This window comes from Arthrobacter sp. MDB1-55 (assembly GCF_059092925.1).
This window is the reverse complement of the sequence record NZ_JBNHID010000002.1, coordinates 353,281-376,302: the sequence shown is the minus strand read 5'-3', so window position 1 is coordinate 376,302 and position 23,022 is coordinate 353,281. Positions and strand designations below refer to the sequence as shown.

Below are 23,022 nucleotides of genomic sequence, written 5' to 3'. Positions count from 1 at the left end.
AACCAGTGGGATCAATCCGAATAGGTTGGCTTTTTCTTATCGGCCTCGTGTTCGGCGCCGCGGGGTGGCTGATCAACTGGTGGGCCACCAGGAACGGCTATCCCACGCCGTCGCTTCCGCTCAGCTCCCTCCTCACAATCGCCGCAGTCGTCGCCGTGACGCTGGTGTTCGGGTTCAGGGTGAGGCGTTGGCGCTCGGGCAACCGCAACCGGGTACTGAACCCGATTCTGGCGGCCCGCACGGTGGTGCTGGCCCAGGCAACCGCCTATGCGGGAGCGCTGACCACGGGATGGCACGTCGGCATCCTCGCAGACCAGCTGATCCTGGTAGGCGTGCGAAGCAACCTCGGTCCGGTGTGGGGTTCGCTGGCGTTGATCGCCGGTGGCATAGTCATGATCGGAACAGGATTGATCGTAGAGAGTTTCTGCAAGCTGCCCCCGGATGACGAGGCCGGATCAGGCACGTCCCGGGAGAGCGGCGAGGGGGAGTATGCGTAGGGAACCGATAGATCCGGCGGGCATTGAATGGACGCGGGTGTCGCCGAAGTATCTGAAGGTGCGCCTCGCGGGGTGGGCAATCGGCAGCTTCATTTTCCTGGCTATTTTCTCAGTGCCGCTCATCCTGTTGCTGACCGGTGTCCTCCCGCGGCTTCCGTTGCTGCTCGCATGGCTGCTGCCTGCCGTCGTCGTCATCTTTGCCGCCTGGCGCGGACTCCTGCTGCCGAGGCAGGTGCGGGCCATCGGTTACGCCGAGCGCAACGAGGATCTGTTGATCCGCAGCGGAATCTTCTTTCAGCGCACCATGGTCGTTCCCTACGGCCGCATGCAGTACGTGGATGTCGCGGTCGGGCCGATCGAACGCGCCCTCGGGCTGTGCACCCTCAAGCTGCACACCGCATCCCCGGGCACCAACGCTGAGATCCCCGGGCTTCCTTCAAGCGAGGGAGCACGTCTGCGCGAGCAGCTCTCAGCACGCGGTGAAGCGAAACTGGCTGGACTGTGAGCAACGCAGAACCCGACCCGGCAATCTTGTCCGGCTTGCCGGATGAATGGAAGCGGGTGCACATCATCTCGCCGCTGGTGCGCGGCTGGATCGCCATCGCGGCGCTCATCTTTTTCGGGGGAAGGGACTGGTTCGAGGGACTCCTGATCGGGGAACCGAGGGGGTTCCGGGGAGAATCGGTCGACAACCTGGCCATTGCTGTTGCAATCGGGGCCGGCGTTGTACTGCTGATCGCTGCGGGTTTCTTCCTCTCCTGGTTCTACACCCGGTATCAGGTCACCGAGGAACATGTGAGGGTCAATTCCGGCGTCATCTTCCGCCAGCACCGGCAGGCGCGCCTGGACAGGGTCCAGGCCATCGACGTCGTCCAGCCCTTTCTCGCGCGGGTTTTCGGGCTCGCGGAGCTGAAGTTCGATGTGGCCGACGCCGGCGAATCGGCAGTGCGGCTCTCCTTCCTCAGATTGGCTGAGGCCGAGAAACTCCGCGCCACGATCCTTGCCCGTGCGGCAGGAATTGTCGTGGACCCCGAGCATCCGCAGGACATTCCCGAAGCGCCGGAACGGGAGGTGCTCGCCCTCACGCCGGCGCGGGTCATCGGGTCGGCGGTCCTCTCGGGCAATACGGTGGCGGTGTTGCTCGGACTGGTCGGCGTGGTGGTCTTCGCCGTTGTGCTTGATACGGGCGCACTGCTTGCAGCTCTCGTACCCATCCTCATCGGTGTCGTTGGCGGCTACTGGAACGTCCTGAACACCGGCTTCAACTTCCGGGCGGCCATCTCGCCGGACGGGATCCGGATCCGCTACGGTCTCCTCGACACGCGGACCCAAACCGTGCCGCCCGGGCGTGTGCAGGCGGTAGGCGTGGTGCAATCACCGCTATGGCGCCTCAAGGGTTGGTACAAGGTCACGGTGAACGTCGCCGGGTATGGTGCTTCCGTCAGTGGCGAGGCGCAGGCACGGGCAACGCTCCTGCCAGTGGGGACGCTCGACGAGGTCCTCCAGGTGATGGCGCTTGTGCTCCCCGATCCCGGAACGGGTTCTCCGGTTGAGGTCTTTTCCGCCGGTCTCGCCGGACGGGATTCCGACGCCGGTTTCATCACCACTCCCCAGCGGGCCCGCCTGATTGCCCCGCTGGCCTGGCGGCGAAATGGTGTGGCCGTGACGGACACCGCGTTGTTGGCCCGGTCCGGCGCCTGGTGGCGGCAGCTCGCCGTCGTACCTCATGAACGGACCCAGTCGCTGGCACTGCACCAGGGACCGCTGGCACGCAGGTTCGGCGTCGCTGACCTCATCTTCCACACCACGCCGGGACCGGTAGCTCCCCGTGTGCAGCAGATCGCCGCGGAGGATGCCTGGCGACTCTTCCATGAGCAGGCGTCCCGGGCCGCGGAGGCCCGCAGGCGCAGTGTCCCGGAGCAGTGGATGCGGCCGGTGCCGGCTGAGGAGATCGCCGAAGAACCGAACGTTCCACCCGAAACTCCCGTCATGCCTCCGCCGCCGACCTACCAGGAGGGTCCAGCACATGAGCGTTCCTGAATTTCCGGGCCGTCCCGATTCCCGCTCGCAGAAGCCGCGCCGGAAGCCAGGCCGCCTCGGGGTCGGGGTCATCGGCGCAGGCCGGGTGGGAGCAGTACTGGGGGCTGCTCTCCGCGCGGCTGAGCACGCCGTCGTCGGCGTTTCCGCAGTCTCGGAAGCCAGCCGCGAGCGGGCGGAGAACCTGCTTCCCGGCGTCCCGGTGCTTGAGATTCCAGCGATCGTGGAGCGCGCTGAACTCGTTTTGCTGGCAGTGCCCGACGACGCCCTCCCGGAACTCGTTTCCGGCCTCGCCGCGGTCGATGCCTGGCAGCCGGGGCAGCTCGTCGCTCACACCTCCGGCCGGTTCGGCACGGCCGTCCTGGAATCTGCGCGCGCCCTGGGCGCCATCCCGCTCGCCCTCCATCCGGCGATGACTTTCACCGGTATGAGCCTGGACCTCACACGGTTGCCTGACTGCACGTTCGGCGTCACGGCACCGGCCGCGATACTCCCGGTGGCGCAGGCGCTCGTGGTTGAGATGGGAGCAGAGCCTGTGGTCATCGAGGAGGAGGACCGGGTTGTGTACCACGCTGCGCTGGCGCACGCCTCGAACCACCTGGTCACCCTCGCCGCGCAGTCCACCCAGTTGCTCACGAGCATAGGAGTGGAGCGGCCGGACCGGCTCCTCGGACCCCTGATGCGGGCCTCGCTCGAGAACGCCCTCGCCGGCGGTGAGGGTGCGCTGACCGGACCTGTCGCGCGCGGTGACGCCGGAACGGTCGCAGCCCACGCGGCAGCCCTCACAGACGTGCCGGAAGACATCCATCTCGCATACATCAGGCTCGCCGAGGTGACCGCCCGCCGCGCGGTTGATCGAGGCCTGCTCAGCGCCGACCAGGCACGGGCGATCACCGACGCCCTCACATCGTCCTGGCAGAAAGGGACCGAATGAGCCCACGAATCATCTCCACCGCCGCCGAACTCCGTGCGGCGACCATCGAGTTGCTGACGTCCGGCGGCCGCAGCCTTGGACTCGTTCCCACCATGGGCGCCCTGCATGAGGGTCACGCGGCGCTTGCCCGCGCCGCGCGGGAAGAGAACGACGTCGTTGTGGCCACCATTTTCGTGAACCCGCTGCAGTTCGGTGATCCGAACGACCTTGACCGCTACCCGCGGACGCTTGAAGCCGATGCGGAACTTTTGGGAGAGTGCGGGGTTGACCTGATCTTCGCTCCATCACCGGAAGAGATGTATCCCGGCGGCCAGCCGCTGGTCCGGCTGTCTGCCGGTCTGCTAGGTGAGAGATTCGAGGGCGAGTTCCGGCCGGGACATTTCGACGGCATGCTGACTGTTGTCGCCAAATTGCTGCATCTGGCATGGCCCGCGGCTGATGTCCGATATCGAGCGTATTTCGGGCAGAAGGATGCCCAGCAGCTAGCCCTGATCCGCAGGATGGCACGTGACCTCAACTTCGCCGCGGAGATCCGGGCGGTCCCTACCGTCCGCTCCGCAGAAGGGCTGGCGCTCTCAAGCCGTAACCGGTTCCTGAGTAAGGCAGAATCAGAGGCCGCCCTCGTCCTGTCTCGCGCGTTGCGGCTCCTGGCCGAGCGAGCCTCCCGGTGTGAGCCGCTCGACCTGGACTCCGCCGTCGCGCTGGTTGAAAGCCAGCCACTGGTGAAGCTGGAATATTTCGAGGTGGTGGATCCGGAAACACTGGAGCCGCTCGCCTTCAACTGCCGGGACACGCCCTTCTCAGGTGACGGACTGGCACTTATCGCCGCCCGCGTAGGGAGTGTTCGGCTCATCGACAACCAGCCGCTCGCGGCTGATCCGGTGGGCGTCCAGAGCTGAACCGGTAACCTTGGATATCGTGACCACTGAGCCAATCCTCTCCGCCGAAGAATTCAATGAGCAGATGCGCATCCGCATGGAGAAGCGTGCCCGACTGCTGGAGCGCGGTGATGAGCCGTATCCCGTCAAGCCGGAGCGGAGTTCGTCGCTGGCTGAGATCCGCGAACGCTTCGCTGACCTGGAAGCCGGTGAGTCGACGGGGGAGAACGTCAGCGTCGTCGGGCGTGTGGTCTTCCTGCGCAACACGGGAAAGCTCTGCTTCGCAACCCTGCAGGAGGGTGACGGTACCCGTCTGCAGGCCATGTTGAGCCTTGCCGCTGTGGGTGAGGAAGCGCTCGCAGACTGGAAAGCGACCGTCGACCTGGGCGACCATGTGCAGGTCACCGGCGAGGTCATCAGCTCACGGCGCGGTGAACTCTCCGTCATGGCTTCCGGCTGGATGATGGCGTCCAAGGCCCTGCGCCCACTGCCGACACTGCACGCAGGCGTCAATGAGGAGACCCGGGTCCGCCAGCGCTACGTCGACCTGCTGGTGCGGGAGGAAGCGCGGCAGATGGTCCGGACGCGCGCGATGATCACGCGCAGTATCCGGGAGACCCTGCATCAGCGTGAATACATCGAAGTTGAAACCCCTATTCTGCAGCTCGTCCATGGAGGGGCGGCGGCGCGTCCATTCGAGACGCACGTCAACGCTTTTGACCAGAAGATGACTCTGCGCATCGCGCTGGAGCTCTATCTCAAGCGCGCCGTCGTCGGTGGAATCGACCGAGTCTACGAAATTGGCCGGATTTTCCGCAATGAGGGTGTTGATTCGACGCACAGCCCTGAATTCACGATGCTCGAGTGCTACGAGGCTTATGCCGACCAGTTCGTCATGGCCGAGCGAATGAAGGAGATCATCCTCAATTGCGCGGATCTCCTTGGCTCGAGGCAGATCGAGACTCCGGCCGGCACCATTGATCTCGACGGTGAATGGCGCTGGTTGGGCGTTTATCCCGGACTCTCGGAAGCCGTCGGCCGGGAGATCACGCCCCAAACCCCGAAGCAAACGCTCCTCGCGGTCGCAGCCGAACGGGAAATTTCGGTGGATCCCGCGTGGGGCGAGGAAAAACTCGTCCTCGAACTTTTCAGTGAAATTGTCGAACCCACTTTGTTGCAGCCGACGTTCGTTTACGATTACCCGCCCTCTGCCCAGCCGTTGGCCCGCCCTCACCGGGATCAGCCTCAGTTGATCGAAGCCTGGGACCTGATTATCGGAGGGATGGAAAGGGGAACCGCGTTCTCCGAGCTCATTGACCCGGTGATCCAGCGCGAGCGCCTCACCGAGCAGTCGCTGCGCGCGGCTGCCGGGGACGAGGAAGCCATGCAACTGGACGAGGACTTCCTTCGTGCACTCGAATACGGAGCCCCGCCGATGGGTGGAATCGGCCTGGGAATCGATCGACTCGTCATGCTTTTCACTTCCGCCGGTATCCGGGAAACGATCCTATTCCCGCTGCTGAAGCCGGAGCTTGGTTAATTCATGGAGTATTTGACAGTTCTCCTCCCATCCCTCGCAGTGGGGCTCATCTTTTACTTCGTCATGAAGGCGATCTTCAATGCGGACCGGGCCGAGCGGGAAGCGGAATCGGTGGAGCGGACCAATCGGGAGAATGCAATAACAAAACTTCCACCGGAAGAGGATGCCGCAGCCGAGGAGAAGTAAGAACTCAGGTTCGATTCTTTCTCTTTGACGTTTGGCTTTATTGCGGAGGATAATTATTCTGGAATACTGATCCGGGGCCGATTGAGGAGATTATCGTGGCGCAGAAAGTCAAAATCATCCTGATTGACGACCTCGACGGCGGCGAGGCAGATGAAACCGTGAGGTTCGGCCTCGACGGTACGCAGTATGAAATAGACCTTTCGGCGGCACACGCCGAGGAGCTTCGAAGCGCTCTTTCCAGCTATGTCTCGGCAGGCCGGCGTGAAAGCCAGCCGAAACAGCGCCAGAGCGCACCGGCTTCCAGAAACCAGGAAGCCTCGCAAATCCGTGAATGGGCCAAAGCGAACGGCTACAACGTTTCCTCGCGGGGACGGGTCAATTCGGAAATCATCGAGGCATACCGCGCCGCACAGCGCTAGCTGGGTCTCGGGGCACGCACTCCTGCCTCACCGGGCTATCTCGCCTGTGGCGAACACGCCCCACAAGCCTTCCATCGGCACGTAGCATCGAATTACGCGTTAGCTAGGAGTGTGTCTCATGTTTGAGAGATTTACGGATCGTGCCCGTCGAGTTGTAGTGCTGGCCCAGGAAGAGGCCCGCATGCTCAACCACAATTACATCGGCACCGAGCACATCCTGCTTGGGCTAATTCATGAGGGTGAGGGCGTCGCTGCGAAGGCGCTTGAATCTCTCAGCATTTCCCTGGGCGCGGTGCGCGAGCAGGTGCAGGAGATCATCGGGCAGGGCCAGCAGGCTCCCTCCGGTCACATCCCCTTCACTCCGCGTGCCAAGAAGGTGCTTGAGCTGTCTCTCCGTGAGGCGCTCCAGCTCGGTCACAACTACATCGGAACCGAGCACATCCTGCTCGGCCTCATCCGCGAGGGTGAGGGCGTTGCGGCGCAGGTCCTGGTCAAGCTCGGCGCTGACCTGAACCGTGTCCGCCAGCAGGTCATCCAACTGCTTTCCGGCTACCAGGGCAAAGAGCCCGTGGCGTCCGGGGGTCAGCAGCAGGAGGGCACTCCTGCAGGTTCCGTGGTGCTGGACCAGTTTGGCCGCAACCTCACGCAGGCCGCCCGCGAGGGCAAGCTGGATCCGGTCATCGGCCGCGAGCTCGAGATGGAACGAGTCATGCAGGTCCTCTCGCGCCGCACCAAGAACAACCCGGTGCTCATCGGTGAGCCCGGCGTCGGCAAGACCGCCGTCGTCGAGGGTCTGGCACAGGCAATTGTCCGCGGAGACGTCCCCGAGACCATCCGCGACAAGCAGCTGTACACCCTGGATCTCGGCTCGCTGGTTGCCGGTTCCCGCTACCGCGGTGACTTCGAGGAACGCCTCAAGAAGGTTCTGAAGGAAATCCGCACCCGCGGTGACATCATCCTCTTCATCGACGAGATCCACACGCTCGTCGGTGCCGGTGCCGCCGAGGGCGCAATCGATGCGGCTTCCATCCTGAAGCCCATGCTCGCCCGCGGCGAGCTGCAGACCATCGGCGCAACCACGCTGGATGAGTACCGCAAGCACATCGAAAAGGATGCCGCGCTGGAACGCCGCTTCCAGCCTATCCAGGTTCAGGAGCCTTCGGTGGCGCACGCCATCGAGATTCTGAAGGGGCTGCGCGACCGCTACGAGGCGCACCACCGCGTGTCCATCACCGATGCGGCACTCGCCTCGGCCGCGAACCTTGCCGAGCGCTACATCTCCGACCGGTTCCTCCCGGACAAGGCAATTGACCTCATCGACGAAGCCGGAGCGCGTCTCCGTATCCGCCGCATGACCGCGCCGCCGGAGCTCAAGGAGATCGATGAGCGCATCGCCTCGGTAAAGCGGGAGAAGGAATCCGCTATTGATGCCCAGGACTTCGAGGGCGCCGCCCGCCTGCGGGATCGTGAGCAGAAGCTTCACGACGAGCGCATGGACAAGGAGCGCCGCTGGAAGTCCGGTGGTCTCGATGACATCGCCGAGGTTGATGAGGAACTGATCGCCGAGGTTCTCGCCAACTCCACCGGCATCCCGGTCTTCAAGCTCACCGAGGAAGAGTCTTCCCGGCTGCTCAAGATGGAAGAGGAGTTGCACAAGCGGGTTATCGGCCAGGACGACGCCATCAAGGCAATCTCTCAGGCAATCCGTCGTACTCGTGCCGGCCTCAAGGATCCGAAGCGCCCGGGTGGCTCGTTCATCTTCGCCGGCCCTACCGGTGTGGGTAAGACCGAGCTGGCCAAGGCGCTGGCGGAATTCCTCTTCGGCGACGAAGACGCCCTGATCACGCTCGACATGTCGGAATACTCCGAGAAGCACACGGTTTCCCGTCTCTTCGGAGCGCCTCCGGGGTACGTGGGCTACGAGGAAGGCGGACAGCTCACCGAAAAGGTCCGTCGTCGTCCGTTCTCCGTGGTGCTGTTCGACGAGGTGGAGAAGGCGCACGCCGACCTCTTCAACTCGCTGCTGCAGATCCTTGAGGATGGTCGCCTGACCGACAGCCAGGGCCGCGTGGTGGACTTCAAGAACACCGTGATCATCATGACCACCAACCTGGGTACGCGGGACATCTCGAAGGGCGTCATGACCGGCTTCCAGTCGGGCACCGACACCAACACGAGCTACACACGCATCAAGGCGAAGGTCACGGAAGAGCTCAAGCAGCACTTCCGCCCCGAGTTCCTGAACCGTGTTGATGACACCGTGGTGTTCCCGCAGCTGACACAGGACGAGATCATCCAGATCGTCGACCTGTTCCTGGAGCGCCTGAGCAAGCGCATGGCGGACAAGGGCATGAGCATCGAGCTCACTCCCGCAGCCAAGGTGCTGCTCGCCACGCGCGGCTACGATCCGGCGATGGGCGCACGGCCGCTTCGCCGCACCATCCAGCGCGAGATCGAGGACCAGCTGTCCGAGAAGATCCTCTTCGGAGACCTGAAGTCGGGCGAAACCGTCTCGGTAGACGTCGAGGGCGAAGGCGACGATGCTCGCTTCACCTTCGTCGGACACGGCGCACCCAAGGAGATCGAGGATGCACCGCCCGCGATCGAGGCCGTCGTTCCCGAGTGACTGTAACTGCCTGATCGAAAATGCCCGCACCGCATCGCCGGTGCGGGCATTTTCGTCAGGTGCGTCCGGCGCTGACTGTGAAGCAGGACACATCCGGTGATAAAGATTGATGCATGACATCTGCATCCGATTCGCCCACCCCCGCTGAATCTGCCTCTGCCTTCCACGACCTGGACCGCTTCGTTTCCCTCCCGCGATTGAGCGGTCTGACCCTGAGTATTGACGGCACACGGCTTGTTACCTCGGTAGCCACCCTCAACCCCAAGGGCACCGCATACGCCACAGCGCTATGGGAACTGGATCCCACGGGACACGAGCCCGCTCGGCGCATTACCCGCAGTTCGAAGGGGGAGTCAGGCGCCGCGTTCGTGCCCAGCGGTGACCTGCTCTTCACCTCCTCAAGGCCGGACCCGGACGGATCCGATGAGGAGCCCGTCGCAGCGCTGTGGAAACTCCCTGCCGCCGGGGGCGAGGCCCGCATGATTCATTCCCGGCCAGGAGGTATCCAGTCGGTCATCGCTGCAGCGAAAGCGGACGCCGTCGTCGCAGTAGCGGAGGTGCTGGCGGGATCTACCGATGAGGCGGACGATGAGGTGCGCCGTAAGACGCGCAAGGAAGCCGGGGTCGCTGCGATTCTGCACAGCGGCTACCCCGTGCGCCACTGGGACGCCGATCTGGGGCCGGCGGAGCCCCGCTACTTCCTGGTTGAGGAGGACGTCCAGCGCGAGGCTGAACCGGTCACAGTCGACGATGAACCCCGCCTCACACTTCGCAACGTCACCGCCGACTTCGGTCCGGGCCTGCGAAACGCCACTCCCCGGTTCAGCCCGGACGGCACGTTCCTGGTCACCTCCCACACCGTGCCTCTCGCCGGCGGTGATCAGCGGTCGGTTCTTGTGCGGGTTGAGGCTGCGACGGGGGAACGTACTGTCCTGCTGGACCACCCGGATTTCGATTACGACGCCGGCCCCATCAGTCCGGACAGTTCAACGATCGTCGCGGTGGTGCGCCGCCGGACCGGTGCTGATGTGCCGCCCAACGTGGAGCTTGGTCTTCTTCCCGCCCTGGGTGGGCACCTGACACCGCTGGCGGACGCCTGGGACCGCTGGCCCTCTCCTGCCGCCTGGCTGCCGGACGGCAGTGCCCTGCTCGCTACAGCCGACGACGACGGCGCCTGCCCGGTCTTCTCGGTGAACGTGACCTCCGGCCAGGTCCGCAGGGTGACCATGGACGCTGCGGCGTACACCGACGTCGTGGTCTCACCCGACGGTGACACTGCCTACGCCCTGCGCAGCTCGTACGAGTTCCCTGCCGAGCCGGTTCGTATTGACCTTGCTACCGGGACGGTCGTGCCGTTGCCCGCTCCGAGTGCGCGGCCTGAGCTCCCGGGCCGGCTCGAACGCGTGGAGACTGTCGGAGCGGACGGGCACCCCGTGAAGTCCTACCTCGTCCTGCCGGAAGGAGCGGACGGATCAAAGCCGGCGCCCCTCCTGCTCTGGATTCACGGCGGACCGCTTGGATCGTGGAACGCCTGGACGTGGCGGTGGTCGCCCTGGCTGCTGGCAGCAAAGGGGTACGCCGTGCTTCTGCCGGATCCCGCTCTTTCGACCGGGTACGGCCAAAAGATGATCGAGCGTGGCTGGGGTGCCTGGGGAGACGCGCCGTACACGGACCTGATGGCGGCGACGGACGCCGTGGTAGCCCGCTCGGACATCGATGAGAACCGGACTGCCGCGATGGGCGGCTCCTTCGGCGGCTACATGGCCAACTGGGTAGCCGGCCACACTGACCGTTTCAACGCAATCGTCACCCACGCGAGCCTCTGGGCGTTGGATCAGTTCGGCCCAACCACCGACGCCTCCTTCTACTGGGAGAAGGAAATGACGCCGGAGATGGCGCTGGCTAACTCCCCGCACGCCCACGTGGGGAAGATCAGCACCCCGATGCTCGTCATCCATGGAGACAAGGACTATCGGGTGCCGATCGGCGAGGGACTGCGACTCTGGTACGAATTGCTGTCCAAGTCTGCGCTGCCGGCAGGCCCCAACGGGGAGACCGAGCACCGATTTCTTTACTTCCCTGACGAAAATCACTGGATCCTCAAACCGCAGCACGCGAAGATCTGGTACTCCGTCGTCGAGCACTTCCTCGCGCGGCACGTACTCGGTGAGAAGGTCGACCTGCCCGCCGAGCTGGGAATCTAGCGGGCGCGCAGGTCCCTAGACTGGATCAGATGAGCCACTCCTTTCGAATCCGTCGCGCAACTACCGCTGATGTGCCGATCATCAAGCAGCTCGTGGCCCCGCTCGCGGAAGAGCGCATCCTGATTGCGAAGGAAACGGTCGCCTACTACGAGGGTCTCCAGGAGTTCAAGATCGCCGAAGACGACGACGGCGGTGTGCTGGGGTGTGGCGCACTGCATGTGATGTGGGAGGACCTCGCGGAAATCCGTACCCTTGCCACCGCAGAGGGAGCACGAGGCAGGGGAGTAGGCAGCGCCGTCGTCAATTCTCTGCTGGAGGAAGCGCGCGCAATCGGAGTGCGGCGGGTTTTCTGCCTGACCTTCGAGGAGGCGTTCTTCCGCCGGCATGGGTTCCGGGTAATGGAGGATCAGTCGGCGGTTGATCCCGTCGTGTACTCGGAGCTGCTGCGCTCGCACGACGAGGGTGTGGCGGAGTTTCTGGACCTGGCGCGGGTGAAGCCGAATACGCTCGGCAACACAAGGATGATCCGGGAGTTGTGACCTCTGCCTAGCCAGAGGCTCTTCCCGCCGATATAATAAGGGTGCTTGGTATTTGAGACGAAAGTTCGGATATCGGGTGAGTCCTCCCGACTGGAGGACGGACACGTCGACGAAAGGCGGAACGCCATGGGTGCAGACGAGAAAGCGCAGAACAACGCCGAGAAGCTGGGTGGAAAAATCCAGGAAGGCCTGGGCAAGGCTACCGGCAACAGGGACATGGAAGCCGAAGGTCAGAAAGACCAGAGCAAGGCCAACCTCAAGAACGCCGGCGAGAACATCAAGGACGCGTTCAAGAAATAGGCGGCACTGACTACGGCGGCACCAGCCCGTCACCTGTGGGAAGGACCAATTGGTCCTTCCCACAGTTGTTTCCGGGGGCTGGCGGCGCAGGGTCGGACGGATAGGGTCTGGGCAACCGTCACTGCCGCAGAGTACTGTTCAAATACCCTCGCGACCCGCCGGGTGAGGCTTCTTGCTGTAGCGGACACACAGCGGGTCGATCAGTGGCGAACCGGTTTTCACCCGTCGATCACCGTCAAGGAGACTCGCATGAAGAAGCTGATCAACGACCCGCAGGCAGTAGTCACCGAATCCGTCGAGGGATTCGGTGCCGCGCACGCTGACCTGGTCGAGGTTCATTCCGATCCACTGTTCATCACCCGAAAGGGCGCGCCGGTTCAGGGCAAGGTGGGTTTGGTATCCGGCGGCGGAAGCGGCCATGAACCCCTTCACGCCGGATTTGTGGGCCGGGGAATGCTTGATGCTGCGGTGCCCGGTGCTGTCTTCACCTCGCCCACCCCGGACCAGATCATCCCTGCCACCCTCGCTGTGGACGGCGGCGCCGGCGTTCTTCACATTGTGAAGAACTACACCGGCGATGTGCTGAATTTCGAAACGGCCGCAGAGATGGCGCAAGCGGAGGGGGTTGAGGTCCGCTCCGTCCTGATCAATGACGACGTCGCGGTGGAGGACTCGCTGTACACTGCCGGCCGTCGTGGCGTTGGCGGGACGGTGCTTGTGGAACGTATCGCCGGCGCGGCAGCGGAGCGTGGTGATTCCCTCGACGCCGTCGCGGAGATTGCCCAGCGCGTCAACGACAACGTCCGCTCGATGGGCGTGGCGTTGTCCGCCTGCACCGTGCCGCATGCCGGTGTACCCAGCTTCGAGCTGACCGAGGAAGAAATTGAAATTGGCATCGGCATTCATGGAGAACCGGGCCGGCATCGCATCTCGATGGAGAAGGCTGACGGTATAACGGACCGCCTTCTGGAGCCGATCCTCAGTGACCTGAAGTCGGCGGAAGGCGACCGTGTTCTGTTGTTCGTCAACGGTATGGGCGGAACCCCTGCCAGCGAGCTCTACATCGTGTACCGCCGGGCTCGCCAGGTTCTTGCTGAACGCGGCGTCTCCGTCGAGCGGTCCCTCGTGGGCAACTACATCACGGCATTGGAGATGGAAGGCGCGTCGATTTCAGTGCTGAAGCTGGACGATGAAATGGTGGAACTTTGGGACACGCCGGTGTGGACGCCGGCCCTGCGATGGGGAGTGTAAATGGGTTTGACTGCACACTGGGCCGAAGCCTGGATCCGTGAGTCCTCCAAGGTCCTCACAGAGCATCGCGCTGAATTGATCGAACTTGACCGCGTCATCGGCGATGCAGACCACGGCGAGAACATGCAGCGCGGTTTCGCGGCCGTAACGGCAAAGCTCGACGGCGGCGGACAGGACACACCGGCGGCGGTCTTCAAGCTCACGGCCATGACCCTGATGTCCACCGTCGGCGGAGCGGCCGGACCCTTGTACGGCACGGCGTTTCTTCGCGCGGCCACCGCGCTTGGTGACGCAGCGGAGATCGATCCTGCCGCCGTCGTCGCTTTTCTGGCGGCAGCACGCGACGGCGTGGTGGCACGCGGCAAGGCGGAGCCGGGGGACAAGACCATGATCGACGCCTGGACTCCCGCGGTGGAGGCCGCCGAAACGGCGAAGTCGGCGGGTGCCTCGAGTACGGAGGTGCTCGAGGCCGCCGCCAACGCCGCGCAGGCCGGCGCTCTGGCAACTGAACCGCTCATCGCACGGAAAGGCAGGGCAAGTTACCTGGGTGAGCGCAGTGCGGGCCACCGCGACCCGGGTGCGCAGTCCACGGCCCTGATTCTTCAGGCAGCAGCAGACACCGCGGGGCGGGAGCAGTGACCGTCGGGCTGGTCATCGTTTCCCACAGCAGCAAAATCGCCGAGGGCGTGATTGAGCTCGCTGCACAGATGGCGCCGAACGTTCAGATGGTCGCCGCCGGCGGCACCAGTGACTCCCCCCCGCGAATCGGTACGAGCCTTGAGAAGGTGCAGTCGGCGCTCGAAGAGGCAGATCAGGGTGACGGGGTGGTTGTGCTCACTGACCTCGGCTCCGCGGTCATGACTGCGGAGATGACACTGGAATTTCTCGCTCCCGACGCCCGCTCGAGGATCCGGCTGCCCCGGGCTGCCCTGGTGGAAGGCTCGGTAGCGGCGGCGGTGCAGGCGGAGTCCGGCAGTACGGTCGACGAGGTTGCAACGGCAGCCGAGGGTGCCGTCGTTTCAATTGACCCCGAGTCACTTGAGCCGTTTGTGTCCCACGGGGCGGCCGCTCCTGGCCACTCGTTACCGCTGGACGAACCCGCCGGAATCCCGGTGACCGGCGCCTGGACGCTGCCGAACAAAATGGGATTGCATGCGCGGCCTGCTGCCGTGCTCGCCAGGGCGCTCACCGATCTGGACGCCGAGGTGACCATCAACGGCGTCGACGGAAAATCGGTGATGCTGCTGATGTCGCTCGCGCTCGGCGAGGGGCAGGAGCTTCGCGCCGAAGCAACCGGCCCGCAGGCGCAGGAAGCCATCGAGTACATCGCGGGTGCGGTCAAGGCAGGGTTCGGCGAACTCTAGTCCGGAATCCCGGGTCAGACCGGTCCCGCGTCAGGCGGACAAAGCGCCACGGTCCAGGGTGAGGGAAAGCTGGAGCGCCTCGCCAGGGCAACCGCGACCGTTGGGATAGACCACTTCCGGAGTGGCAGCAGTGCGGTAATACTGTCCGCCGGATATCACCGTCACGCCAATCTCTTCGGCGGTCAGCCCATCAACGCTGACGAAGCCCACCAGGGTGCCGTTCGGCCGCGCACTCCCTGCGCAGCTGCCGTCCGGCTCGTCAGAGTCGCAGCCGAGATCGACCGTCTCACTTCCGGGGTGAAGCTCCAGCTGATAGGTCCGGCAGCCGTCAATGCAGACCTCGAGCACAGGGTTCTCGATCGCGTCCGCCATGTCCTCCCCGACAGTGACTGATACGCCGGGCTCGGCGCCGATCTCCGTGCACGCAAGCGGGCTCGCTCCGCCGCCGGCACACCCGGTGCAGAGCACAGCGGCGGTGAGTGCCGGGGCTGCCCGGATGAATCCCATGGAAGCAGGATAGGCCTCAGCGGGAGAGCCGGCGGATACGATCCGGTACCAATCCCGCCGCGCCATTCAGCGAGCGGGTAACTGCAGTCCGTGCAATGTCTCTTCAGCAAGCCCGTCAGACAGGAGGCCGTCGAGCGCGCGCTCCAGCTGCTCGAGTGGTGCGTTCAGCCCGTACAGTTTCTCCAGGGTCGCGGGGGTGCCGTGTGTCAGCTCGACAGGGCGCTCATGAATCAACGACCGCGGAACGGGGGTCTCCGCTTGGCGCAGGACGTGCATGATGGCGCCGCGCACCTGCCGGTCCGTGCCCGCCCAGGACTGGCCCTTCGGCACGTAGGTGGGGGCAGGTCTCCCCGCCGCGACCCAGGCACAACGGTCGAGGACAGGACAACGTTCGCAGGCAGGTGTCCGGGCGGTGCAGATGAGCGCACCCAACTCCATCACGGCGACGTTCCATCGCACGGAAGCGTCGTCGTCGTCGGGCATGAGGTTCGCGGCCCGCTTCATCTCAGCCGCGGTCAACGAGGGCGAGGGCAGTGCCGCGCCGCCCACCAGGCGGGCCTGTACCCGCCGGATATTGGTATCCACAACGGTCTCCCTGCGCCCGAAAGCGAAGGCGGCGACGGCGGCAGCGGTGTAGGTGCCGACACCTGGCAACGCCAACAGGGCATCATACGAGCTGGGCACCTCACCGTGATGACGGACGACGACGGCGGTCGCCGTAGCGTGCAGGCGGAGCGCCCTTCGCGGGTAGCCCAGTCGACCCCAGTGCCGAACTGCCTCGCCTGACGGAACGGCGGCCAGGTCGGCCGGCGTCGGCCAGCGGGTCACCCACTCCTCCCACACGGGCAGCACCCGGGAGACCGGTGTCTGTTGAAGCATGATCTCGCTGACCAATACGCCCCACGGCGTCCGGGAGGGTAAACGCCACGGTAGGTCGCGGGCAGCATTATCGAACCAGTCGCTCAGGCGGGCATGCAGCACTGCAGTGTCCACGGTGAGCTCCAGGTGTTCGGTAAAAGGGCAGGATCCACCTTATCGAAGCTCGGTCGGAAGTGGAGGCTTTGCGGCGTGGTGCGCACTGCTGCTGCCCCCGTGTCTCTTAGCCTTGAATCATGAGCTCGGCAGGAGGTACAGGCAGCAGCCGGGTGAGAATCCCCCGGCGGAAACCGAGCCCACAGGTGTACCGGCGTCGACGCCAGGTGGCCGCGGTTTTGGCGCTCTTGCTTCTAGGCGCTCTGGTGTGGGCGGCCATCGCCATCGCGGGCCTGTTCCGTGGTGATCCGGAGCCTACTCCCGTCGCGGCAAACTCCGCAGGTGCTGTTCCCGAAGCTACCGCGTCCGCCCCGGCTACCGCTTCACCGTCTCCGACACCGTCCGCAACCGCCAGTGAGAGCTGCAACCCGGCCGCTGTCAAAGTCACCGGCAGCACCGACTCGGAGAGCTACGCAGAGGACCAATCGCCGGTCCTGTCCCTGACTGTCAGCAACACCGGTGATGTTCCTTGCCCGATCAACGTCGGCACTTCCCAGATGGAATTCCTCATCACCAGCGGCGATGACCGCATCTTCTCGTCCACGGACTGCCAGGAGGGCGCGGAGGACCTGGAGGTGACCATCGAACCGGGAGATTCGGAGACGGCGCGGTTCACGTGGGGGAGGATCCGCAGCACGCCCGAGTGCGCCGCAGTCGACGCAGTGCCCGGAGCCGGCCAGTACGTGTTCCAGACCCGCCTGGGCGAGCGCGTCAGCGACGAGGTCTCGTTCAGCCTTGAGTGAGGGTTGGTCTCAGGCGCGGCTACATGAAGCGGTCGAGCAGGCTGGTTTCCGCGATTCTTGAGAGACCTTCACGGACGGTGCGGGCGCGCTGATCACCGATGCCGTCCACGGCCATCAGGTCATCGATATTGGCGGCCATGAGGTTCTGCAGCCCGTCAAAATGATCGACCAGCCGGTTGGCGACCGTGGGAGGAACCGCCTTGATACCGGAGAGCAACCGGTAGCCCTTGGGTTGCACTACGGCATCCAGCGAATCCGACGACGGGTTGAAACCAAGGACGCTGGCAATGGTTCCGAGGTCGATCAGGTCCGTCGAGCTGAACCCCTGGAGGCGTGCCAGCTGTTCCTCGACAGGCGCCGCGTTTCCATCCAGCCCGGAGTAGTCACGCAGCACCATCTCGCTGCCCGGGCCCAGGCCCGTGGTGAGCTCTTCCACCTGTAGCGACAGGAGACGGCCGTCGATGCCCAGCTCGAGTACGTACTGGGAAATCTCCTCGGAGATGCGACGCACCATTTCCTGGCGCTGCAGGGTGACTGCTACGTCCCGAACAGTGACCATCGCTTCAATCTCAAGAGCCGAGAGCGACCCCGTGACCTGGTCCAACCGCGCACGGTACCGCTCAAGGGTGGCCAGCGCCTGATTGGCGCGCGCCAGCACCGGCTCGGAACCCTCGAGGACGTGCCGCAGGCCGTCAACGTAAAGCGCAATGATCTGCATGGACTGGCTGACAGAAATAACGGGGAAACCGGTCTGGATTGCCACGCGTTCGGCGGTTCGGTGCCGGGTGCCTGATTCCTGCGTTTCGATGCGGTGGTCCGGCACCAGCTGCACGCCGGCGCGGAGGATGTTGCTCGCGTCCCGGTCACAGACTATTGCACCGTCCATCTTGGCGAGCTCCCGCAGGCGCGTCGGCGAGAAGTCGATTCCGATGTCAAAGCCGCCCGAACAAATTGAATCCACCGTGCGGTCGAACCCCAGAACAATCAGGGCGCCGGTGCGGCCGCGCAGGATTCGCTCAAGGCCGTCGCGCAGCTGCGTACCCGGCGCTACCCGCGCAAGGGTTGCCTTCAGCGCGTCCTCCGGACTGCGTGCCATCTCACTCCCTCTTCCTGCCGGACGGGCGAATGCACGATCCGGCAGTTCCTAATCCTATGGGAGCGCGCAATCGGCTGTTGGCCCCGTTTCTGCTCAAATCCATAACGTTCGGATCTGTTACGCCCCGAAACGACCAACGGCAGCGTCAGAAGAGCAGTTCCAAAGCCTCCGTGAGGGTGCTGATCTGCTTCACGGTGAATCCGGCCGGTATGCGGCCGGGCCCGTTCGGCGACTCCGGTACGACGGCGTGGGTGAAGCCCAGGCGCTCAGCCTCCTGGATGCGCCGGGAGATGCCCGGAACGGGACGTACTTCCCCAGCAAGGCCCACCTCGCCGAACGCAATCATGCGGGAGGGCAGCGCCTGGTTGGTCTTGGCGGACGCAATTGCCAGCGCCACCGAGAGGTCCGTTGCCGGTTCGCTCAGCTTCACTCCACCTACCGTCGCGACGTAGCTGTCGTCCTTGTGAAGTTGCAGCGACGCACGCCGCTGCAGGACGGCAAGGAGCATGGACACCCGGGAGCCATCCAGGCCGCTGGTGGCGCGGCGCGGCTGTGCGTTCGCTGACTCGGCAAGGAGGGCCTGAACCTCCGCCAGCAACGGCCGCCTGCCCTCCAGCGTGACGGTGATGCAGGTTCCCGCGACGGGTTCCTTGGTGCGGGAGACGAACAGCCCGCTGGGATCAGCAAGACCCTCGATGCCTGTGTCCGTCAGGTCGAAGCACCCTACCTCATCCGTGGGACCGTAACGGTTCTTGACTGCGCGCATGAGACGGAGGCGTGAATGCCGTTCGCCCTCAAACTGGCAGACGACATCCACCAGGTGTTCCAGCAGCCGGGGTCCCGCGATGGAGCCGTCCTTGGTGACATGCCCAACCAGCAGCGTGGTCATGCCCCGGGTCTTGGCAGCATTAATCAGGGACGCAGCCACTTCCCGTACCTGGGTAACCCCGCCGGCGCTACCGTCCACCGCCGGGCTGCTGAGGGTCTGCACCGAGTCCACAATGAGCAATGCGGGATCCACCTTCTCGACCTGGCCGAGCGCCTGGCTGAGGTCTGACTCCGCGGTCAGGTAGAGCGTGTCCGCGAGGGCACCGATGCGCTCAGCCCGGAGTTTCACCTGCGCCGAGGACTCCTCACCGGTGACGTAGAGGACCGTACGTCCCAGCCGTGCCACCCGTGCCGCGACATCCAGGAGCAGGGTGGACTTGCCGACGCCGGGTTCACCGGCGACAAGGATGACTGCTCCCGGGACCAGCCCACCGCCGAGGACCCGGTCCAGTTCACCTACTTCAGTGGGCTGGTAGGAAGCGGTGGTGGCGTCCACATCGGCGATGCGGAGGGCCGGCCGCGCAACGGTAGTAGCCGCCGTCGTACGGGCAACGCCTGCTGCGGCGGTTTCCTCCACTGTTCCCCAGGCCTGGCACTCGCCACACCTGCCGACCCATTTGGCGGTGGTCCAGCCGCACTCTCCACAGCGATAGGCGGGGGATTGGGCGCGCGAGCGCGCGGTCTTTGTTGCCATGACTCAAACGTACCGGGTGCTTCTGACAGTCCTGTCGAAGCTCACAGCTTCGGCAGGTAGCCGGCGGCATCCTCGTGCGAAAGGCCGGTGGCTTCGAGCAGGTCGACGACGAGGGGCCGGTACAGGATGACGAGGCCCTCACCCTCGAGGCGCGTCACGTTGAGCCGGGCAGGATGCAGGACCGTGGCGACGGCCGCCAGATCCTCACGGGCCCTTCGCAGGTGCTGATCCCTTTCGGAGGCGGAGGACGAGTGAAGTGCCAGCGCGAGGACATCCACGGCGTCGGCGGTCTCCTCGATCACCTGCGCGAGTGACTGCACCGCCTCGTCCGAGAGGGCGGCGTGGTTGATCACGGACGTCAGGCGTCGGGAGAACACCCGGCTGTTGCGGATGGCAAGGTCAATGAAACCAATCGACCCCCGAAGCTCACCGAGCTCACCCCGATGCCTCCGGTATGCCGGTGATATCCGGGCGACCTCGGCAGCCGCGCGCATCGAACCGGACAGGCCGTCCATGAGCGGCTGACAGTTCCGTGCCCTCACCAGCGCGTGCCAGGCTTGAGTCGAGTCGCTCGCGGAGAGCGCCCGCGAGTTCTCGCGGAGCACGCCCGAGAGCTCGCCGAGCAGTTTGCGCACATCACCCTTCGGTTCGCGGCGCGGGTCGCGCGGCATCACCATGGTGATCAGCAGGGCGAAGACGCCACCGACGATGGCATCCACACTGCGCGTGAACGGCCCGCCGTCCGGAGCGGGCAGCAGCACAACCAGGAGGGACTGCAGGGCAAGTTGGGTGGTGAAGATGGTGCCGCTGTCCAGAAAGCGGGCCAGGAGTACAGAGATAAAAAGCACGACGGCGGCCTGCCACAGTCCCGTGCCCAGCACGGCAAGCAGAACATCGCCCACGGCGATTCCCAGTGTGCAGCCGAAACCGACCTCGAGCACGCGGCGCAACCGCGGATCGCGGGAGAAGCCCAGGGCGATGAGGGATGAGGTGGCGGCGAAGAGGGGACCCTCATGGCCCAGTACCTGCTCGGCGAATGCGTATGCGCCCACGGCGCCGACGGTGATCTGGACGGCCGGGAGCAGGGAGGATCGGCTGCGGCGCAGACCGACGCGGGATCGGTTGCGCACGAAGGAACGTGCACGGTCCACTCTGGATCGCCGGGTCATACGCCTGACCCTACCGCCGGTCGCGGTCCATGAGGGTGAAGCTGGTTGCCCTGCCGCTGGTCCGCGTCCGGACGGCGGCGAGCGGAGCTACCAGCAGGAGTGAACCGGCAATCAGCTCCATGAACTCCTCGAGATGGGAGAGCAGCTCCAGGGCGATCACCGGCGCCCCGAGGCGAATTAACTCACCGGCGACGAACTCCAGCCCGACGGCGGCGAAGAGCAGTGTCGCTATGCCAAGCACTATCAGCCGGGTCGATTTTTCGGGCAGGCGGCGGGTGCTGATGATTGCCATGATCAGGACGACCGCCGCCAGCGGAACGCCGAGGATCAACCAGACGAAGGTGAAATCCGGTACCTCTGCAAATTGCAGGACGAGGGCGTCGAGGCGTTCATGGAGCTGGGTGCCTTCATCCAGGGAAAAGAGGAAGACTATTCCGCCAAGAATCCACCAGGCAGCGGCGCCCCTGATTTTTTGGTGTTGGGCCAGGACCGCGACGAACACAAGGCTGGTGCTTGCTGCGGCAAGCTGCGCAACCGACCACCAGGTGAGGAAGTTGCCTTCGCCGTTCACATCGAAGTAAGCGCTGAAGGGAGTTGCTCCTCGCTCCTCGCCGGTGAGAAAGGGAGAAATGAGACTGAGTGTCACAGCCAGGACGTGAACCACCCCGAGCGGGAACAACAGGCGGCGCCAGCGCAGCGGGTGGTCATGCCCTCCGACCGAGGACCTTTCATCCGTCTCCGGATCCTCCGGCCGGTTTTCGGTGGTCATGCGTTTAACGCTAGTCCGTCTCCTGGGGAAAAGGATGAGACCTAAATAACCCATTCAATCCAAAGCACAAGGGCCGCGGACGAAGTTGGGGTAAATATCCTCCCAGCGTTCACTTTCCGTTCACTTTCACCGGTCAGTCTCGTTACCTGCGGTGCCTAGCGTGTCATGCGTACCGAATCTCGTACAGACAACTGTCGAAGACAGGATCCGTGCCTTTTGTGAGCACCGACTGTTCAAAAACCCTGGAAGGGGCAATATTCAAGTGAAGGCTCTTCGCTTTGGCCGCGCTGCGGCAGTAATCTCTGTGGCCGCTCTGGCTCTCACGGCGTGTGGCTCGGACAACGCCGTCACTCCGGCGTCGGAGGGCGAGTCAAGCGCAGCCCCCGAAAGCACCGTTTCCGGAACCCTGACCGGCGCCGGCGCCTCATCGCAGCAGGCAGCAATGACCGCATGGAAGGCCGGTTTCGAGGAACTGAACACTGATGCAACAGTCCAGTACTCCCCGGACGGCTCCGGCGCGGGACGTGAAGCATTCCTCGCCCAGGCCGTGCAGTTCGCCGGTTCCGACGCATACCTGAAGGACGAGGAGTACGAAGCCTCCAAGGAGATCTGCGGACCTGACGGCGCGATCAGCATCCCTGCCTACGTGTCGCCGATCGCCGTAGCCTTCAACCTGCCGGGCGTTGAGGCAGTAAACCTCGACGCAGAGACCATTGCGTCCATCTTCAAGGGCGAAATCACCAACTGGAACGACGAGGCAATCGTCGCCCAGAACGAGGACGTCGATCTGCCCGACCTCGCGATCACCGTAGTTCACCGCGCCGACGAGTCGGGCACCACTGAAAACTTCGTCGAGTACCTTGCTGCCGCTGCACCTGAGCAGTGGACCTACGAGGTGTCCGGTGACTGGCCTTCCGACATCGTCGCAGAGAATGCCCAGGGAACCAACGGCGTCGTTTCCACGACCTCGGCAACCGAGGGCGCTATCACCTACGCTGATGCTTCAGCTGTGGGCGACCTTGGACAGGTGCACGTGCAGGTTGGCGAAGAGTATGTAGAGCTGAGCGCCGAGGCTGCTTCGCGTGCAGTTGAGGTAGCTACTCCTGTTGAGGGCCGTGGAGACCTCGACATGTCCCTCGACCTTGAGCGTGATACCACTGAATCCGGTGCCTACCCCATCGTTCTGATCTCCTACCACGTGTACTGCACCACGTATGAGGACCAGGAGACCGTGGACCTCGTCAAGGCCTTCGCCACCTACGCAGTCAGCGAAGATGGCCAGGCAGACGCAGAGGGTTCGGCGGGCAACGCCCCGATCTCCGAGACCCTGCGCGAGCAGGCAATGGAAGCCATCGATTCCATCACGGTTGCTTCCTAATCAGCCGACAATGCCCCGCCTGGCCGATCCC

The 23,022-nt window shown here is 64.5% G+C and carries 23 protein-coding genes; 17 read left to right on the top strand and 6 right to left on the bottom strand.

Features of this window, described 5'->3' with window-relative positions:
* Positions 1-47: 47 nt before the first annotated feature.
* From AC5RU3_RS08990 to dhaM, 15 genes are all read left to right on the top strand, one after another.
* Positions 48-497: a DUF3180 domain-containing protein gene (locus AC5RU3_RS08990; protein WP_375164374.1), complete on the top strand. Its 450-nt coding sequence runs from the start codon at positions 48-50 to the stop codon at positions 495-497.
* On the top strand, positions 490-1,002 hold the full coding sequence (locus tag AC5RU3_RS08985) for a PH domain-containing protein (protein ID WP_309070105.1): 513 nt from the start codon (positions 490-492) through the stop codon (positions 1,000-1,002). The genes AC5RU3_RS08990 and AC5RU3_RS08985 overlap by 8 nt, the downstream gene beginning before the upstream one ends.
* A complete protein-coding gene (locus tag AC5RU3_RS08980) occupies positions 999-2,537 on the top strand; it encodes a PH domain-containing protein (protein ID WP_493965330.1) in 1,539 nt (512 codons plus the stop codon). The genes AC5RU3_RS08985 and AC5RU3_RS08980 overlap by 4 nt, the downstream gene beginning before the upstream one ends.
* Positions 2,524-3,468, top strand: a complete 945-nt coding sequence (locus AC5RU3_RS08975) for a Rossmann-like and DUF2520 domain-containing protein (protein WP_458116148.1) — start codon at positions 2,524-2,526, stop codon at positions 3,466-3,468. Before AC5RU3_RS08980 ends, AC5RU3_RS08975 begins: the two co-directional genes overlap by 14 nt.
* Positions 3,465-4,367, top strand: a complete 903-nt coding sequence (gene panC, locus AC5RU3_RS08970; protein ID WP_493965329.1) for a pantoate--beta-alanine ligase — start codon at positions 3,465-3,467, stop codon at positions 4,365-4,367. The genes AC5RU3_RS08975 and panC overlap by 4 nt, the downstream gene beginning before the upstream one ends.
* Before the next feature lie 64 nt (positions 4,368-4,431).
* Positions 4,432-5,886, top strand: coding sequence for a lysine--tRNA ligase (gene lysS, locus AC5RU3_RS08965; protein WP_309070134.1), 1,455 nt, complete (start codon positions 4,432-4,434; stop codon positions 5,884-5,886).
* Positions 5,887-5,889: 3 nt separating this feature from the next.
* Entirely contained in the window at positions 5,890-6,072 is a 183-nt protein-coding gene (locus AC5RU3_RS08960) for a hypothetical protein (RefSeq protein WP_309070101.1), read from the top strand.
* Positions 6,073-6,167: 95 nt separating this feature from the next.
* Positions 6,168-6,491, top strand: coding sequence for a histone-like nucleoid-structuring protein Lsr2 (locus AC5RU3_RS08955; protein WP_309070100.1), 324 nt, complete (start codon positions 6,168-6,170; stop codon positions 6,489-6,491).
* 118 nt (positions 6,492-6,609) lie between these two features.
* On the top strand, positions 6,610-9,117 hold the full coding sequence (locus tag AC5RU3_RS08950) for an ATP-dependent Clp protease ATP-binding subunit (protein ID WP_309070099.1): 2,508 nt from the start codon (positions 6,610-6,612) through the stop codon (positions 9,115-9,117).
* A gap of 113 nt (positions 9,118-9,230) precedes the next feature.
* Entirely contained in the window at positions 9,231-11,321 is a 2,091-nt protein-coding gene (locus AC5RU3_RS08945; protein ID WP_493965328.1) for a S9 family peptidase, read from the top strand.
* A 29-nt stretch (positions 11,322-11,350) separates the two neighbouring features.
* Entirely contained in the window at positions 11,351-11,860 is a 510-nt protein-coding gene (locus AC5RU3_RS08940; RefSeq protein WP_309070097.1) for an amino-acid N-acetyltransferase, read from the top strand.
* Positions 11,861-11,905: 45 nt separating this feature from the next.
* The gene (locus AC5RU3_RS08935; protein WP_375164375.1) at positions 11,906-12,160 is read left to right on the top strand and encodes a CsbD family protein; all 255 of its coding nucleotides are present in this window, start codon (positions 11,906-11,908) and stop codon (positions 12,158-12,160) included.
* A 249-nt stretch (positions 12,161-12,409) separates the two neighbouring features.
* A complete protein-coding gene (gene dhaK, locus AC5RU3_RS08930) occupies positions 12,410-13,411 on the top strand; it encodes a dihydroxyacetone kinase subunit DhaK (RefSeq protein ID WP_309070096.1) in 1,002 nt (333 codons plus the stop codon).
* The gene (gene dhaL / locus AC5RU3_RS08925; protein WP_309123638.1) at positions 13,412-14,050 is read left to right on the top strand and encodes a dihydroxyacetone kinase subunit DhaL; all 639 of its coding nucleotides are present in this window, start codon (positions 13,412-13,414) and stop codon (positions 14,048-14,050) included.
* Entirely contained in the window at positions 14,047-14,775 is a 729-nt protein-coding gene (gene dhaM / locus AC5RU3_RS08920) for a dihydroxyacetone kinase phosphoryl donor subunit DhaM (RefSeq protein WP_309070094.1), read from the top strand. The genes dhaL and dhaM overlap by 4 nt, the downstream gene beginning before the upstream one ends.
* Positions 14,776-14,805: 30 nt before the next feature.
* Here the strand turns inward: dhaM and AC5RU3_RS08915 are convergent, their stop codons facing one another.
* The gene (locus AC5RU3_RS08915; RefSeq protein ID WP_493965327.1) at positions 14,806-15,282 is read right to left on the bottom strand and encodes a hypothetical protein; all 477 of its coding nucleotides are present in this window, start codon (positions 15,280-15,282) and stop codon (positions 14,806-14,808) included.
* Positions 15,283-15,348: 66 nt separating this feature from the next.
* The gene (locus AC5RU3_RS08910) at positions 15,349-16,275 is read right to left on the bottom strand and encodes an HhH-GPD family protein (protein WP_493965326.1); all 927 of its coding nucleotides are present in this window, start codon (positions 16,273-16,275) and stop codon (positions 15,349-15,351) included.
* A 119-nt stretch (positions 16,276-16,394) separates the two neighbouring features.
* On the opposite strand from AC5RU3_RS08910, the gene AC5RU3_RS08905 reads away from it, so the two are divergent.
* Positions 16,395-17,057: a DUF4232 domain-containing protein gene (locus AC5RU3_RS08905; protein ID WP_493965325.1), complete on the top strand. Its 663-nt coding sequence runs from the start codon at positions 16,395-16,397 to the stop codon at positions 17,055-17,057.
* A 19-nt stretch (positions 17,058-17,076) separates the two neighbouring features.
* Here AC5RU3_RS08905 and disA read toward each other — a convergent pair whose 3' ends face one another.
* From disA to AC5RU3_RS08885, 4 genes are all read right to left on the bottom strand, one after another.
* A complete protein-coding gene (gene disA, locus AC5RU3_RS08900) occupies positions 17,077-18,153 on the bottom strand; it encodes a DNA integrity scanning diadenylate cyclase DisA (protein WP_309070090.1) in 1,077 nt (358 codons plus the stop codon).
* A 145-nt stretch (positions 18,154-18,298) separates the two neighbouring features.
* Positions 18,299-19,675 carry a DNA repair protein RadA gene (gene radA, locus AC5RU3_RS08895; protein WP_309070089.1) on the bottom strand — a complete coding sequence of 459 codons (1,377 nt, stop codon included), beginning with the start codon at positions 19,673-19,675 and terminating at the stop codon, positions 18,299-18,301.
* Positions 19,676-19,716: 41 nt separating this feature from the next.
* Positions 19,717-20,844 carry an FUSC family protein gene (locus AC5RU3_RS08890; RefSeq protein ID WP_309070088.1) on the bottom strand — a complete coding sequence of 376 codons (1,128 nt, stop codon included), beginning with the start codon at positions 20,842-20,844 and terminating at the stop codon, positions 19,717-19,719.
* Between the two features lie 10 nt (positions 20,845-20,854).
* Positions 20,855-21,613 carry a DUF8692 domain-containing protein gene (locus AC5RU3_RS08885; protein WP_493965324.1) on the bottom strand — a complete coding sequence of 253 codons (759 nt, stop codon included), beginning with the start codon at positions 21,611-21,613 and terminating at the stop codon, positions 20,855-20,857.
* A 262-nt stretch (positions 21,614-21,875) separates the two neighbouring features.
* Between AC5RU3_RS08885 and pstS the strand changes: the two genes are divergently transcribed.
* Positions 21,876-22,991 (top strand): phosphate ABC transporter substrate-binding protein PstS, encoded by a 1,116-nt coding sequence (gene pstS / locus AC5RU3_RS08880; RefSeq protein WP_309070086.1) that lies wholly within the window; start codon positions 21,876-21,878, stop codon positions 22,989-22,991.
* The last annotated feature ends 31 nt before the right edge of the window (positions 22,992-23,022 follow it).

Coding starts and splice junctions, on each gene's coding strand:
- AC5RU3_RS08985 (WP_309070105.1), top strand. CDS start 490: ATGCGTAGGGAACCGATAGATCCGGCGGGCATTGAATGGACGCGGGTG.
- AC5RU3_RS08975 (WP_458116148.1), top strand. CDS start 2,524: ATGAGCGTTCCTGAATTTCCGGGCCGTCCCGATTCCCGCTCGCAGAAG.
- panC (WP_493965329.1), top strand. CDS start 3,465: ATGAGCCCACGAATCATCTCCACCGCCGCCGAACTCCGTGCGGCGACC.
- lysS (WP_309070134.1), top strand. CDS start 4,432: ATGCGCATCCGCATGGAGAAGCGTGCCCGACTGCTGGAGCGCGGTGAT.
- AC5RU3_RS08960 (WP_309070101.1), top strand. CDS start 5,890: ATGGAGTATTTGACAGTTCTCCTCCCATCCCTCGCAGTGGGGCTCATC.
- AC5RU3_RS08950 (WP_309070099.1), top strand. CDS start 6,610: ATGTTTGAGAGATTTACGGATCGTGCCCGTCGAGTTGTAGTGCTGGCC.
- AC5RU3_RS08945 (WP_493965328.1), top strand. CDS start 9,231: ATGACATCTGCATCCGATTCGCCCACCCCCGCTGAATCTGCCTCTGCC.
- AC5RU3_RS08940 (WP_309070097.1), top strand. CDS start 11,351: ATGAGCCACTCCTTTCGAATCCGTCGCGCAACTACCGCTGATGTGCCG.
- dhaK (WP_309070096.1), top strand. CDS start 12,410: ATGAAGAAGCTGATCAACGACCCGCAGGCAGTAGTCACCGAATCCGTC.
- dhaL (WP_309123638.1), top strand. CDS start 13,412: ATGGGTTTGACTGCACACTGGGCCGAAGCCTGGATCCGTGAGTCCTCC.
- AC5RU3_RS08915 (WP_493965327.1), bottom strand. CDS start 15,282: ATGGGATTCATCCGGGCAGCCCCGGCACTCACCGCCGCTGTGCTCTGC.
- AC5RU3_RS08905 (WP_493965325.1), top strand. CDS start 16,395: ATGAGCTCGGCAGGAGGTACAGGCAGCAGCCGGGTGAGAATCCCCCGG.
- disA (WP_309070090.1), bottom strand. CDS start 18,153: ATGGCACGCAGTCCGGAGGACGCGCTGAAGGCAACCCTTGCGCGGGTA.
- radA (WP_309070089.1), bottom strand. CDS start 19,675: ATGGCAACAAAGACCGCGCGCTCGCGCGCCCAATCCCCCGCCTATCGC.
- AC5RU3_RS08890 (WP_309070088.1), bottom strand. CDS start 20,844: ATGACCCGGCGATCCAGAGTGGACCGTGCACGTTCCTTCGTGCGCAAC.
- AC5RU3_RS08885 (WP_493965324.1), bottom strand. CDS start 21,613: ATGACCACCGAAAACCGGCCGGAGGATCCGGAGACGGATGAAAGGTCC.